This window comes from Mesorhizobium sp. M1338 (assembly GCF_040318045.1).
In the GTDB taxonomy this organism is placed as follows: Bacteria; Pseudomonadota; Alphaproteobacteria; order Rhizobiales; family Rhizobiaceae; genus Mesorhizobium.
Map to the genome: position 1 here is coordinate 1 of NZ_JAMYLL010000029.1, position 14,572 is coordinate 14,572.

Genomic DNA, 14,572 nt, shown 5'->3' on the forward strand with positions numbered 1-14,572 from the left:
TTGTGTGATCACACCCTCCCCCGCTCCTCCGCCCCGGGCGCCGCCCCGCCCACAATCCGGCCGCCGACGTCCCCGCCCCTGGCCGGCCTTTTCTTATGCAAAGCGTGGCTGAAGACCAATGCCTATCGGCCGGTGCGGACGGTCGACAGGCAGACGGGCGGGAGCGCTTAACCGAGATTTCCGCGATCGCGGAATTGCGAGAACGCCCGTCGACAGACCCAGCATGGCGGCAAGCTGTTCGCGGCGAGCCCGCGCATCTCGCGGCTTTTGGGCGTTTGCTTGCTGAGCTTCTTTTCCATTTCACCGAAAGACACAACCCGTTGAAGCCAGGCCTGCGGAACATCGGCTTTTCAAAACCTCGTTCATCCGTTTCGACGGACCCTGATTGACGGCGGCTGTGGTGCTTTTTGGTTCTCGCCATGACCTTTTGCTACCCCTGGTGCAGCAATTCGCCGCTGTCGATCATGCGCAGGTTCATGTCGGCGGGGGTCTTGATGAGCAGTTGGGCATTGAGAACATGCAGGTCACGCGGCTCGGTGCAGGCCAGCCAGGCGCGAAGCTTGTAAAGACCGGGGTGAAGATCGGCGCCAAAGATGAAGGAGACGCTTTTTTGCTCTCTGGCCGGCATCGGAATTTCACCATGCTGGGAGCCGATCGAGCGATCTTCGAGCCACAGCGAGGCTATGCAGCCGGCATTGACAAAAACGTTGGATCCGGTGGTGGCGCGGTATTCGACGGCGAGTTGCGTGCGGCCGGGTTCTGCGACCTTCAGCCAGCCCTGGAGTTCGACTGAGGTGAGGCCGGTGTAGAGCACACCTTTGCGCGACAGTTCATTGAGGGGAATGGCGCCGCCGATATAGACAAAGCTGCCGACGCTGTCGGCAGGGATCTCTGGAAGATCGTCTTTTTTGGCCGGCGCAACCCGGGCGATGGCGAGCGCGCCCCGCTGGTAACCTTGGCTGGCACCGGCTTCGGAGGAAGCCTGCTTCTTCGCGCCATCGTTTCCGGTGGCGGGCAAGCTGCCGTTGCTCTTTGCCGACGCACCGTCCTGTCCGGGGATGCCGAGATGCTCGATAATTCGATCGAGTTTTTGCTCGATGCGGTCCAATTGCTGCTGGTTTGCCTGCTGGTCTTGCGCCAAGGCAAAGCCGGAGCCCTCAACGAAACTCAACGCTGCGATTGCAATGCCGAGCGCCAGCCTGCCCACGCTTTTTCTTTGCATCATGGGGATGATCCTTCCTACGGTACGGTTCCAAAATCGTCGTGCGGCGCGGGCGCCACCTTTATTCCTTGCAGCGGCCGGCCTGGAGCGACAGCAGGCGTATGGTCTTGAGCCGGCTCCGAGGTTGATCCAGGCGCGGGCGGTTGGGTCCGCGACCCTGCGGCTGTAGATGCATTGCCCTGTTCGAATTTTTCCGAAGTCGACGTCGGCGTGCCGGCGTTCTTTCCAGCGCCGGCAACGGGGCCGTCGCGATTGCCGGCGACATCCCGAACAATACTAATAGCCAGAAAGATCAAAGCCAGAACGGCGGCGATCGTGGCATAGCGGAACAGCGGATCGCGCCGGAACAGGGCGGGAACAAGTTGGAGCCAGCGCACCAGCGTGGCTCGCACAGATGAGAGGAGGGTTTGAGCCGTCATGTAGTTGATCCCTGCCGCTCGTGTGATGCTATCGCCGCCGCAATGTCACCTGGCTCGATGGTCATGATGGCGTCGCGGCCAGCACTGCCGATGCCGTGGGTAGCAAGACGCATGGCTTGCGCCTCGCGCGTGCTTTCCCAAAGCGTGCGGATTGCGCGGGCATTGCCGAAATCGTCTCCACGCTCTGGTTGGATGCGGACGCAGGCAAGGTTAGCCGAGTTCTCGGCCGGGGCGTCGAGCACAAAGCCTTCACGGTTGGCGAGGTTGCGAAAAATCCCCGCCAGCTCTTCAGCCGAATAGTCCTCGAACATTATTGTCCTGGTGAAGCGGGAGCGCAGGCCGGGATTTGCTTCGAGGAAGCGGCGCATTTCACCGGTATAGCCGGCGGCGATGACACACAATCGATCCCGATGATCCTCCATCAGCTTCAGCAGCGTGTCGATCGCCTCGCGGCCAAAATCGTTATTTTGGCCCTCGGGGGCCAATGCATATGCTTCGTCAACGAACAGCACGCCGTCGAGCGACGCCTCGACCGCCTCCCGTGTCTTGATTGCGGTCTGTCCGATATAGCCGGCGACAAGCTGGCTGCGGTCGACCTCGACGACATGGCCGGATCTGAGCAGGCCGAGTGCGAAAAGAATCTCGCCCATAAGACGCGCCGCCGTTGTTTTTCCGGTCCCTGGATTGCCGAGGAAGATCAGGTGCAGGCTTGGGGGTGCGGCGTTGATGCCGTGGCGCCGACGTTCCTGCTCGGCCTGCAGCACCGCGACCAGCTTCTTGACCTCATCCTTGACGGAGCGCCACCCGGTCATGGCGTCGAGTTCGGCCAGCACGTCATCGAGCGGCCGATGTCTTGCTGCACGGATCGGCAGAGCCGGTTTCCGTTCAACGCCTGCTTGCGCGTCCCATTCACCCTTCGAGAATTTCGGCGATACCGGCACGCCATGCTTTGCAGCATGCGCCAGCCGCCAGCCCATGACGATAACCGCGACGATAAGAATGACGCCGGAATAGGTTTCCAGCAGGGCGAGCACGACGATCAGGACGGCAAGGCCAGGGATAATCGGGGCCAGAATGCGCTGCATCTCTTGCCGCCTCAACCCGACGCGGCTTGGGGCGCGAAACGGTTCCGCTCGACCTTGGCGACCATTTCCGGCCTGCGGAAATAAATCGCTCTGCCGCAGCGCAACGGCTTTCGGCCCTGGACGAAGACGAACTGCTCGTCGGCTCTGGCATCGGCAAGAATTTCGGAGACGGTCGCCAACCGTCTGCCACGCTCGGAGCGCTGTTCCGAGGCGCCGGTCGAGGCGGTGCCGATCTCGAGCGGCTTTGCGCTTTTTCCCCGGTTTTTTGTCTCGGAGTTCAGCACGACGCCATGTTCGCCCAGCGCTTCGGAGACAGCGCGGGCCTGTTCGAGCGAGCCGATCGCGGCGTAGGATCGCCAGGAAGCGCTTTCGAACCAGGCGCTCTTGCCGCCATCGCCCCATTGTTCGCGCAGCTGGCCTTCGGACTGATAGAGCATGACCAGCGTAATGCCGTATTTGCGGCCGGCATCGCGGGCGCGGGCCAGTGAGGTCATGTAACCGAGGCGGGCGACCTCATCGAGTAGGAAGACGATACGCCCGCCCGGCAAGACGCCGTCGGCCTCATAGACGGCATTGAGCAGGGATCCGACAACGACACGGGCGAGCGCCGGCGTCGATTCCAGCACCTTCATCGGGATGTTGATAAAGAGGTCGAGCTTGCCGGCGACCAGATCAGCAGTGCGAAAACTGTTACCCGACACCAGTTTTGCGTAGGCGGGATTGGCGAGCCATTCGGTTTGCTCGCTCATGTTGCCGTAGACGCCGGAGAACGTCTCGGCGACCAGCCCCATCAACTGGCCTGCGAGATGGCGGGCGCGATGCGAGGAGGAGTGTTCAAAAATGCGTGCTAGCTCGTTCCGCATTTTTGCCTCCGGCAAGGCGAGCCGTTGCGCCAGAGTGACGAGATTGCGTTTGTCGTCGGACAGATTTTTGTCGAAGACGATGTCGGAAAGCAGGGTCTCGACGATGGCCTTGCCACGGCCCTCGAAGAAGGCCTTGCCCGAGGCGCCGTGCGGCGCATCACGGGTGGCGGTGTGTTTCTCGCCGCAGATCCAGTCGACGACCGAGCGGATGTCGCCATCGATGAGCGGCGAACTTTTTGTCAGCCAGTCGAGCGCGTTGAAGGCTCCGCTGCCCGTCATCGGATCAATTGAGATGACACGCCGGCCCATCGCCGTGCGTGCGCCCGTCAGCATCGGCGCCAGCTCGGAGGAGGGATCGAGGGTGACAATTGAGGCGCGCCAGGTGAGCAGCGTCGGCACGCAGACGGAGACGGTTTTGTAGGCGCCCGAACCGGCGAAGACGAGGCCGTGGGTGCCGCCCCAGGAGAGATCAAAGGTGAGTAAAGGCGACTTGCCACCCTTGCCCCATGTTTTTGGATCGCGCGGATCAAACTTTTGTCCGCGCCGGGCCGGCGCATCCTGATCGACGCGGTAGGCTTCGCCGATGACGACGCCGCAGCGCGGATTGGCTGTCGACTTGGCCGAACCACCGAACAGGTTTTGTGACTCGCGAATGTCCATCCAGTCCGCGTGGCCAAAGATGTCAGAGGAGGCACGCTCAACCGGCTTGACGCTTTGGGCGTGCAGCGATTTTCCCATCAGCATCCTGACGCCGGCCGTGGTCGCGAGAAAGCCGACAACCCCGGCATAAAAGATGGCCATGTCGGCTGCGTTCAAAATGGCGGACCAGGCAAAGTCTGATCGGTCTACAAGGGCCAGGGCAAGACGCTTGACCACACCTATCTCATGCACACGCATCACTGGCGCGCCGCCTCGAGCTATGTCGCGCTGACTAGGCAGCGTGAGAGCGCGACGATCTTCGTAGCGACGCAGACCGCCCGGGATTTGCGGCAGCTCGCCCGGCAGCTCGGTCGCAACGAGATCAAGTCGGCGTCAGTGGCTTATGCAACACGCGACGAGTTCAGCGCGGAACAACGGGCGAAGCTGGACGAGGAACGGGCGGCGGAGAACGCCCGGCCAGTGTCGCAAGTTGGGAAAGCTCACCAAAGCAGGGAACAAGAGGAGCAGCCGATGGCTTCAGTTGTTGAAGAAGCACGGGTGGACATGCGTCAGGCTGATCCGCGCACACCGGAGATGCAGTCCGGCGCCATTGCCAAGGACGCGGAGGGCCAGCGTCGGCCTGAGCATCGAGGCGGGACGCCTGAGCCCGTCGTGGCGCAGAAGTCAAAAGAGGCAGGAGGCAGCGATCGTCCCGGGTCAGCCGATGATCGGGTCGTAGCAAGCGGAACCGAAGATCGGCAGGCTGTTCCAAATGGCAGAAATGAAGAGCGGTCGCGCAGCACCGCAGCCGGCCGGCCAGCGGACGTCAGGGTACTGATAGCTGCGTTCCAGGATGTGGCTGCTGGTGGCGTGCGCCGCGACAGCCTTGGGCGATCGATCGACGAAAAAAGCATCGCCGCTGCTGTCAGTCGCGATGCGGATGTACAGCGCGAGCGCGAGGCTCGCTCAATCTATCTGGAGACCGCCTACCGTGATCCGAAATCGGCGGCGCAGCGTCTCGACGAGATCATTGCTCGAGACGGTCCGACAAGTGCTGCACAACGGATATCGGCGGACACCAGCTTGGTCGGCGAGCTGCGAGGCAGGGAAGGGTTCTTCGCCGGTGCCAGGGCGCGGGAAGAGCGGACCGCCGCTGAACAGGCTGCCGCCGCGATTGGCCCGAACATTGTCCGGACCGCCGAGTTCGAGAACCGAGCCGAACGATCCTATCGCACCCAGGTCGAAAAGCAGCTCAAGGCTGACGCGGTTGAGGTGAGAGATGTTTCTGATCGGGCGAAAGCTGCCCTGGAAAAAATTGCAATGGCCAAGGATGATCGCGAGCGGGCCGAAGCCTTCAAGGCGGTGTCAGCCGATCAGGAGGTCAGACGGGAGATCGCCACCTTCAAGAAATCGATTGAAGTCCGTTTCGGTGAAGACGGCGCACGCGAAATCGCTCGTGCGACAGCCTCGGGCAAATCGTTTGAACATCCATCCGTGCGGAAATCCGATCAGGTCAGGTTGGGTGAGGCCGCGGCTCTCTATTCCGCAGCCCGATCGGGTGAAGTCGCGTCCAGACAAGAGGCCGAAACTGAACGTCTTGCAGCGCGCGAATCTCAGTCGACACGGCTGAAGCAGTAGGGAAGCGCCGTGGGGCCGGCTGCGTTATCCCGTCGGCGTCGCAGGCCGCGGCGAATGACTACTCTTTAAGCAAGGTGGTCGTTCATTGTCACAAATGGGCCCGGTACAGTTCAGAGCTGCAGATCAGCATTCGGGGAGTTGCCAAAGATGCTCTTGTACTCTCGGCCGAACTGAGAGGGCTGAGGTCGCGCCATGCACCTTCAGGAGCCGGGCGACCTCGGCCGGCTTGAAATCGTCGTTGACGAGCTGTCGCGCATGCGCGACCTGGTTGGGGGAGGGACCGAACCACATCCCGCGCGCCCTGGCCGCGATCCGGCGCGGAGCCATCAAATAGCTCAAACTTCGCTAAAGTCGTAGCGAAACCCGCGAACCTCCCAAAGCTCTGACAGGGTCGGGGTTTCTTTCAAAAAACGAAGAACCTTCCGAGCCGCGATCAAATTGAAGGGGAACATTCCAATAGATGAGTGCCCACAATTCAGCCGCACGACCTCAGGTGGAAGATTGCACTTCGCCAGCAACTCAATGAGACGCTCAGAGCCTCCTGGGCGCGCAACCGTATCGTCCTTACCGAGCAAGAACATCAAATCCAGACGAGGACGTGTAAGGCCGAAAAGATGCTTCTCTAAATCGATGAGACCCCAAGCGGTTCTTAGCCCTTCCAGTGACATGGACGATTCAATACGACCACGTAAGGCCGTCATGGTCTCCGCAGTCCAGACGAGATCAGCAGGGCTTCCCGGCGATACCATGAGAACCGCCTTATCAACCTTCTGCTCTTGGGCAGCAACGAGACCCGCAACAGTGCCACCCAAACACATCCCTACAACCGAGATTTTCTGATACCCCTGACTATAAAGCCAACGAACAATCTTACGACCATCTAGGACAGCCTGTCTCATCGACTGGACGGTGCGCCCTAAATTCGCGTTGAAAAGTTTTTCCTCCGAATAGTCATTCGAAGCTCGCCCAAAATGATACGGAAGTGTAGCTTCAATAACCGTTATGCCCTTTCTAGCGAAGTATTTGGAAAATCGCGGATACCGGTTCCGAGCATACCAATGATGAAACACAACAAGCGCATGTTGTTTAAATCCACTGTCGGTAACAACGCATTCGAACGTATTGTTCGCCTGATCTTCAGTTGAAATATCAGATTGGAAGATAACACTATCCGATTCTTCCCTTAACGGAACAGCTGGAAATATCGTCGCGAAAAACATCTCGCCCTTGGAAATTTCATTGAAGACCAATGCGTCAGAGCCATCGCGAGAAAATGGAATCGCCTTATCATGAATACGCCTCTGGCGTTCTAATGATCTCAGAACGTGCTTACGATCATAACGGCGCGCTAGATAACGGAACATTTTCTCTCCTTTCTTGCAGGTCGGAAACCTATCATCATAAAACCAATGCTGAAGTCCCGCCGTACTTCATTCACTCGACAAAGGCGGCTGGCCATCCCTCCACACTATTTAGCGCCCGATAAAGGGTTGCTCGATGCACCTTCAGGAGCCGTGCAACCTCAGTCACTGGCTTGTCTTGGGCGATGAGCTGACGGGCGTGCGTGACCTGGTCGGCCGATAGGGCAGGGGAAGGACCGAACCGCACTCCACGTGCCCTGGCCGCGATCCTGCCCGCTGGTGCGCTCCACGATCAAGGATCGCTCGAAATCCGCAACGCCGGCGAACACGGTCAACACCATGCGGCCGGCCGGCGTCGTCGTGTCGGCCCATGGCTCGGCCAAAGATCGCAAGCCGGCCTCGGCCTCGCTGATCCGCTCGGCAATATCGAGAAGGTCGCGCGTCGATCGGGCGAGGCGGTCTAGCCTGGTGACCGTCACCACGTCGCCGGGGCGCAAATGGTCGAGGAGCTTCACAAGCTCGGGCCTGTCTCGCTTTCCCCCGGAAACCTTTTCCTCAAAGAGGCGAATGCAGCCGGCCGCGCCAAGCGCCGCGTGCTGCTGGTCGAGGTCCTGGCCCTGGGTGTAGACCCGGGCATAGCCAATCATCATCGTGGCGGGTTTCCTCGCAAGTTATGTCGCAAGGACAATTACCACTTGCGACAAAGACATGCGACACAAAAACCCCCTGATTTTCAGGGGACGGCCGATCTGTCGCAGGTTTTAGGAATTATGCGAGGTAGCAACGATCTGCCTAAGAAGCTGCGCGAAATGGTTGGAACCAAGACGTCCACCCCCCCTTGTGCACATCTATAATTTGGGCAACGACCAAATTATAGATGGGCATCACTGCTAGCCCTTGTCCCCGATCCCAACGCGAAATAAGCATCCGCCCCGAACGGACCACCAGACGGTGCAATCCACCATAGATAGCCATATCTTGATCCATGAGACTGGAACAACCTGCTTTTCGAGCCACTGGCCACCATTGAGGAACAACAAGCCGAAGCGCGCGAGATCGCAAGCAGACAGGCGAAATGTATGTGCCCGATGGTCTGACGATGAAACTTGGCGTGGATCCTCGGCCATTTTTTCGGCCTCGATGCTCGGCCGCTGCGCCTGGCGTCGGCCCGAGTTTGCTCGTGCGTCGACTCCCTGTCCGGACGTAGCTCGATCTCGCTCCGGACGCCCATTTGCTCCGCAATCCCGCGCCGCTCAGAAGCGTTCAGAGTCTTCCGTCCAGTTTTATCGGGCGGTGAGGTGATGGTTGGTAATATCGATCCGTCGTATCGAGACTTAGAGTAAGAGTGACCGCCAGAACACTTGATCTAGTTCCTCTAGGTGATTGCTCGAAGACTCGAAACGCGAGCTATTCATACTTTGAATAGTGGAGAAATATTAACTTACACTGGTGAAAGTCGCATAATCTATCTTATGGAACTCGATTTTATATCGACATATCAATAACTTGGCCCCTGGTTATAGCGTGTGACAAGCCCGTCTTTAGGGGTGCTTTACGGCGAGATTCGGCGAAATGGTCCATCTGGGTTCTCCTAGTTGCAGGGTTTCAGTCAAACCGTCCGGAGGCGAGTGGATCGCTTGCCGGAAAGGTCTCCAGGAGACCCTCGCCCAGGCGTTCATTCTCGCGCGGGCACGGCTCGTATAACCCGGCGCGCTTCTTGACGTCGCCGGGCAGCAGACCTTTGTAGCCCGCAACAGCGTCCTCAGTCGATTTTTGATCGACCATCTTGGCACGATTGTCTCTCCTCTTCCGGTTGACGGCGTTTGATCCGCATCTGAGCGCGGTCACGAGAAATCGGCCGCGCATGCCCTCTCCGTATTGCACGATCCGGCCACTCCGGCGAACGGCACTCAATTCATTAAGCGTTCGTCCCAGGCCCGAAATCTACAATAACCTCAGCGTCGGCAGGTGCTCAGATCTGCTTCCCCCGGTTGGTGGGCGGCCGTCCTGAAGGATGACCCGCATAGAATAGGAGGCAGACAGATGACGAACTCCAAAAATGCGATAGAGCGCGAGGTGATCGAGTCCAAAGTGGATTTTGACACCGTCGTGGAACGAATTTTTGAGAGAATTGGACGAACGGATCGGTTGTCGTTGGAAGAGATTCTCGCCGAAAAAGACTTTCTTCGGTTTTCAGAGCGGATCAAGTCGACGATCGGATCGTCTGGCTTAATGGAGTTCGCGACTTATGACCTGGGCGACGCGCTCGGCAAGGATGGGAACTCCGCAGCCTATAGAATAATCAGGATCGTCGCTGGCAACCCGCTTATCATGCGTCAGATGGTTGCTGCGGTTCCACATGCGGGCTCATATGCCCCCGTGACGATCTTGATTTACGAGGAGGGCGGCTTAGTGAAGCTGGCCTATGATCGAATGGAAAGCTGCCTGCAGAGTTATTCATCCGAGCCGGCCCTCGAAGTCGCGCGAGCGCTCGATCAGAAGGTTTTGAATATCCTCGTCGAGGCGGCTTCGTGACGTCTTGGGGAAAGCTGGCCGGGCGGAAAGTACCGATAGATACAATTTTTCCCCTCGGGTATTTGACATGGTTCGCCCAGTTTCGATCGCGAACTGGAGAACGCAATGGAGCAACCTACAACATATCTCGCATGCCAGGCCGTCTCGCCTGGAAAACTGGAGTTCGTGCGCAAGGAACTCCGCAATCCGCCGGCCGGCTTTGTCCGTGTCAAGGTTGAGGCCTGCGGCGTGTGTCACTCGGACGGCGCAACCGTCGAAGGTGCCTTCCCCATCCAGTGGCCGCGCGTGCCGGGCCACGAAGTTGTCGGAAAAATCGATGTGGTCGGCGACGGCGTCGAAGGCTGGCAGTCCGGACAGCGCGTTGGCGTGGGCTTCCTGGGTGGGAGCTGCGGCCACTGCTCACAGTGCCGTTCGGGCCATCTCGTTAATTGCGAGAACCAAGAGTTCACCGGCATTCAACTGGATGGCGGCTACGCGGAATATATGATTGCAAAGGAGACAGGCCTCGTCCTCATTCCCGACGACCTCTCCAATGTAGAGGCCGCACCGCTCCTTTGCGCGGGCCTCACCACATTCAGCGCTCTGCGCAATTCGAATGCACGGCCTGGTGATCGGGTCGCGATCTTTGGTATCGGTGGCCTCGGTCATCTTGCGGTCCAATATGCACGTCGCATGGGGTATGAGGTGGTTGCGATCGGAAGAAGTGAAGCCGTCGGCGCCTTGGCCATGAGGCTTGGCGCACACCACTACATCGACTCGTCGAAGCGCAATGTCGCAGAGGCGCTCCTTGAGCTCGGCGGGGCTGATCTTGTGCTCGCCACGGCATCAGGCGGCGCGGCTGCAAAGGATACAATCAAGGCAATTCGTCCCCGCGGTCAGATTATCGTGCTCGGGGCCACGCCGGAGCCGGTCGAGGTTCCCACCAACGTGCTTCTGTTCGGAAGCAGATCGATCCAAGGCGCCCTGACGGGCGATCCGGGCACGAGCGAAACGACGTTGAAGTTCAGCGCGCTCCAGGGCGTCAATGCAATCATCGAAGAGATGCCGCTCGCAAGCGCGATCGACGCCTACGCGAAGATGATGGCCGGTCAGGCGAAGTTCCGCATCGTCCTGACGATGTGATTCTTTGCATCTGCCGGCGGATATTCCCTCGGCAAACGTATGTAGGCGACGCCGCCGATTCATCCCGCCGGCGTCGCCTCTTTCTATCGTCCGATGCCCTCTCACGTGCGAGTGAGTACCGCTGTCGAGCTGCAGGTAGCGGATCGTACAATCGCGTCCCGATCACGCACCGTATTTTCGAAATCGAGCGCTCATGGTCGTGGGCAATTAGCCATCTTCAACAGTTGGGGCACTTTGATGAGTGAGAAGGATCCAGAGGGCATCGTTCGATATGACGCGCCGGCGGGCGGGTGGGGTGCCTTGAAGGCCCTTGCTCGCACGTTGAAAGAGCAGCAGGTGGTATTTAGCGGCGTTCACGCTCTCTTGCGGGCCAATCAGCCAGATGGCTTCGATTGCCCCGGCTGCGCTTGGCCCGATCCCAACCACACCTCGGCATTCGAGTTTTGCGAAAATGGGGCGAAGGCGATAACGTGGGAATCCACGAAAAAGCGAGCCGATCCCGGGTTTTTCGCAAGTCACACGGTTTCCGAGCTGTGGACCTGGACAGATCACAAGCTTGAAGATGCGGGCCGTCTCACGAGCCCGATGCTATACGATGCCACAACCGACCATTTTGTCCCGATCGCCTGGGACGATGCGTTGAGCCGTATCGGAGCGTCCCTGCGAGGCCTCTCCGATCCCAATCAGGCAGAATTCTACACCTCCGGACGTGCGTCAAACGAGGCGGCTTTCCTCTACCAGACCTTCGTGCGAGCCTATGGGACGAACAACTTTCCCGACTGTTCGAACATGTGCCATGAGGCGACGTCGGTTGGGCTCCCCAAGTCCATCGGCGTCGGTAAAGGGACGGTGGAACTGAGTGACTTCGACGAATGCGACCTGATCATCAGCATCGGTCACAATCCGGGTACCAATCACCCGAGGATGATGACAACGCTGCATGATTGCTCCCGCAGGGGGGTTCCCATCCTGGTGTTCAATCCGTTGAAGGAGCGCGCGCTTGAGCGGTTTGCCGCGCCCCAGAACCCCGTTGAGATGGTGACCCTAACGTCGACCCCGATTGCTTCGGCTTACCACCAAGTGAAGGCCGGCGGCGATCTAGCTTTGCTGAAGGGTATCATCAAGCTCGTTGTCGAGCGGGACGAGGCAGATCTCGCCGCCGGTGGAGACGGACATCTCGACCGAGATTTCATCTTGATCCATACCTCAGGCATCGATGAGCTTCGCAGCGACGCCGCGTCCACAGAATGGAATCAGATTTGCCGGAAGTCTGGCATCGCCAAGGAAGCGTTTGAATCGATCGCCGATGCTTATATACAAAGCAAACGGGTTATTATTTGTTATGGCATGGGCATTACCCAGCATGCAACCGGGACCGAAGTTGTCCAGCAGCTGGCAAATCTCCTTATGCTGCGCGGCAATATCGGCAAACCAGGCGCTGGGATATGTCCGCTACGAGGTCACTCGAACGTGCAGGGTGATCGGACGGTGGGCATCACCGAGATCCCGAACAAAGACCTCATCGACGGGATGGAGCGCGCCTTCGGATTCCGGCCGCCGTCCGCCAGGGGCCATAATGCGGTTGAGAGCATCGAAGCAATCATAGCCGGCGCCTCGAAGGCGCTCGTCTGTCTAGGCGGAAACCTTGCCGTCGCCATGTCCGATCCCGAAAGGACGTTCGCGGCCATGCGCAAGCTTGATCTCGCTGTCCACTTGGCAACAAAGCCGAACAGGTCACATCTCCTCACCGCTAAAACCACAATCATCCTCCCTGTGCTTGGGCGGACCGATCAGGATATGCAAATTTCCGGACCGCAGTCGGTCACCGTTGAAGACTCCATGTCGATGGTTCATGCCTCCCGAGGCTTCTTGAAACCGCCGACGGACACGCTGATGTCGGAGCCGGCGATCATTGCGGCAATAGCAAAAGCGACATTGGGAGACAGGTACGGAATTCCGTGGGACGAGCTGGTCGGAAATTACGACCGGATTCGGGACAAGATCGAAATCGTCTTTCCGGACTTTCGGGACTTCAACCGTCGCGTCAGGAAGCCTGGCGGCTTTCGGCTCAGCATTCCGGCAGCCAAGAGAGTTTGGAAGACGTCGAACGGGAAAGCAAACTTCCTCGTCGCAAAAGGACTGGAAGAGGATCGCCGTATGACCGGTCCCGATAGTCTCGTGATGACGACGATCCGCAGCCACGGACAGTACAACACCACGGTCTACAATCTGGACGATCGCTATCGCGGTGTCTTCGGGCGCAGAGATGTCGTATTCATGAGCCGGGACGACATGACGGCCCGTGGACTTGCACAGGGTGACCAGGTCGACGTAATTGGCATAGACCACGATCCGGCTGCACCGAGAAGGGTTGTGAGCGGCTTCATTGCCATCGAGTACGACATCCCGACCGGATCAGTTGCCGGCTATTATCCCGAAATGAACCGGATCATCGCTCTTTCGGACTTTGACGCCCAGTCTGGTACGCCTGCCTATAAGGGCGCTCCGGTGACGGTCGAAAAAGCTGCTCTTTTTGTCGACGTCGCCTGTCGGGGTTAAAGCCGTGACTTTATCAAACGCAGCCGGGGCACATTCCTGATTTCCCTTTCACGGAGCAGACGAACATGTACGACGATACAGTCATCAGCTTTGCGCAGGCTGGCGCCCATAAGGTTGACTTGGTCAGAAGTAGGCTCCTAGCGTTCCTCGTGGGCTCGATGATGGCCGGGGTTTACATCGGATTCGGCGATCTTCTCATGTTCACGGCCGGCGCACATGTCGATCCGGCTTGGGCGCATCTCGTCATGGGGATCGTGTTTTCGTCTGGCCTGACCATCGTCGTTTTCGCCGGTTCGGAACTTTTCACAGGGACTGCGATGTACATGCCGCTGGCGGTGTTGACCGGCAAAGCAAGGATATCCGATGTGTTGCTTGTCTGGGTGGCATCGTGGTGCGGCAACCTGGTCGGTGCTATTTTGCTCGCCTCGCTCCTCTACGCGGCAGGCGGTGGTGTGATACTGGGTGATGGACGATCTCTGTTCTTTTCGGTCGTCGAGGGCAAGCTCTCGGCAGGTTCTGCAGAACTGGTTGCGAAGGGCGTCTTGTGCAACTGGTTGGTCTGCCTGGCGATATGGATGGCAGGTCGCACCGAGAACGCTGCCGCCAAGATTATGCTGATCTTCTGGCCCATCACGATCTTCGTCGCTGCTGGCTTCGAGCACTCCGTTGCGAACATGTTTGCGTTCTCGATGGCGCTTCTTGGCCCTCGCCCTGATTCCCTGTCGCTGATGGCGGCTGCGCATAACTTGCTCTGCGTAACCGTGGGCAATCTGCTCGGGGGCTCGATCTTCATGGCTTTCGGCTACTGGATCCAGTTCAACGGCAGCCGACACGTCTCGTTCGAGCCGGCACCCGCAACGCTTATACCGCGCGAAGAAGGCAGTCCGCGATGATCGGATCGAGATAACCTCCACTCCCGCGTTGCTAACCGCGCGTATGGCGGCCAAGGATGCGCCCCGCCCCCGTCGGCGATCATGCCGCAAGTGGCTCTCCGAGCAGCCGACAATCCATCCCCCATGCAAGCGCCTCGTCGCCAAGGTTGCCTTTGGCAGCAAGTCCCTATTCGGCATAGCGCGTTGTCGCCGACGATTCGCCATTGCTAAATATGTATGCGAACGCCGCATCGCGG

Annotated in this window: 13 protein-coding genes; 5 read left to right on the forward strand and 8 right to left on the reverse strand. The window is 59.1% G+C overall.

All coding sequences use genetic code 11. The annotated features are described in order from the left end of the window. Positions 1–430: 430 nt before the first annotated feature. Genes NKH19_RS22165 through NKH19_RS22180 form a run of 4 tightly spaced genes read right to left on the reverse strand, consistent with a single transcriptional unit; the run spans position 431 to position 4,486 of the window. Positions 431–1,207, reverse strand: coding sequence for a hypothetical protein (locus tag NKH19_RS22165; RefSeq protein ID WP_352731729.1), 777 nt, complete (start codon positions 1,205–1,207; stop codon positions 431–433). Positions 1,208–1,239: 32 nt separating this feature from the next. Continuing rightward, positions 1,240–1,641 carry a hypothetical protein gene (locus NKH19_RS22170; protein WP_352731731.1) on the reverse strand — a complete coding sequence of 134 codons (402 nt, stop codon included), beginning with the start codon at positions 1,639–1,641 and terminating at the stop codon, positions 1,240–1,242. Beyond that, positions 1,638–2,726, reverse strand: a complete 1,089-nt coding sequence (locus tag NKH19_RS22175) for an AAA family ATPase (RefSeq protein WP_352869868.1) — start codon at positions 2,724–2,726, stop codon at positions 1,638–1,640. Before NKH19_RS22175 ends, NKH19_RS22170 begins: the two co-directional genes overlap by 4 nt. An 11-nt stretch (positions 2,727–2,737) precedes the next feature. After that, positions 2,738–4,486 (reverse strand): type IV secretory system conjugative DNA transfer family protein, encoded by a 1,749-nt coding sequence (locus NKH19_RS22180; protein WP_352869876.1) that lies wholly within the window; start codon positions 4,484–4,486, stop codon positions 2,738–2,740. Between NKH19_RS22180 and NKH19_RS22185 the strand changes: the two genes are divergently transcribed. Further along, on the forward strand, positions 4,475–5,866 hold the full coding sequence (locus tag NKH19_RS22185; protein ID WP_352869866.1) for a BID domain-containing protein: 1,392 nt from the start codon (positions 4,475–4,477) through the stop codon (positions 5,864–5,866). The two genes, NKH19_RS22180 and NKH19_RS22185, sit on opposite strands and share 12 nt — an antisense overlap. 335 nt (positions 5,867–6,201) lie before the next feature. Here NKH19_RS22185 and NKH19_RS22190 read toward each other — a convergent pair whose 3' ends face one another. From NKH19_RS22190 to NKH19_RS22200, 4 genes are all read right to left on the reverse strand, one after another. After that, positions 6,202–7,230, reverse strand: a complete 1,029-nt coding sequence (locus tag NKH19_RS22190) for an alpha/beta hydrolase family protein (RefSeq protein ID WP_352869864.1) — start codon at positions 7,228–7,230, stop codon at positions 6,202–6,204. A gap of 70 nt (positions 7,231–7,300) precedes the next feature. After that, entirely contained in the window at positions 7,301–7,396 is a 96-nt protein-coding gene (locus NKH19_RS33585) for a hypothetical protein (protein ID WP_502911002.1), read from the reverse strand. Continuing rightward, positions 7,389–7,877: a recombinase family protein gene (locus tag NKH19_RS22195; RefSeq protein ID WP_502911003.1), complete on the reverse strand. Its 489-nt coding sequence runs from the start codon at positions 7,875–7,877 to the stop codon at positions 7,389–7,391. The genes NKH19_RS33585 and NKH19_RS22195 overlap by 8 nt, the downstream gene beginning before the upstream one ends. Before the next feature lie 955 nt (positions 7,878–8,832). Continuing rightward, a complete protein-coding gene (locus tag NKH19_RS22200) occupies positions 8,833–9,093 on the reverse strand; it encodes a hypothetical protein (RefSeq protein WP_352869862.1) in 261 nt (86 codons plus the stop codon). 177 nt (positions 9,094–9,270) lie between these two features. Between NKH19_RS22200 and NKH19_RS22205 the strand changes: the two genes are divergently transcribed. The 4 genes from NKH19_RS22205 to NKH19_RS22220 all read left to right on the forward strand — a co-directional run bounded on the left by NKH19_RS22205 (position 9,271) and on the right by NKH19_RS22220 (position 14,336). Continuing rightward, positions 9,271–9,762, forward strand: a complete 492-nt coding sequence (locus NKH19_RS22205) for a DUF302 domain-containing protein (protein WP_352869860.1) — start codon at positions 9,271–9,273, stop codon at positions 9,760–9,762. Positions 9,763–9,867: 105 nt separating this feature from the next. Further along, positions 9,868–10,884: an alcohol dehydrogenase gene (locus tag NKH19_RS22210; protein WP_352869858.1), complete on the forward strand. Its 1,017-nt coding sequence runs from the start codon at positions 9,868–9,870 to the stop codon at positions 10,882–10,884. A gap of 237 nt (positions 10,885–11,121) precedes the next feature. Beyond that, positions 11,122–13,443: an FdhF/YdeP family oxidoreductase gene (locus NKH19_RS22215; protein WP_352869857.1), complete on the forward strand. Its 2,322-nt coding sequence runs from the start codon at positions 11,122–11,124 to the stop codon at positions 13,441–13,443. A gap of 65 nt (positions 13,444–13,508) precedes the next feature. Further along, positions 13,509–14,336: a formate/nitrite transporter family protein gene (locus NKH19_RS22220; RefSeq protein WP_352869855.1), complete on the forward strand. Its 828-nt coding sequence runs from the start codon at positions 13,509–13,511 to the stop codon at positions 14,334–14,336. Positions 14,337–14,572: the final 236 nt, after the last annotated feature.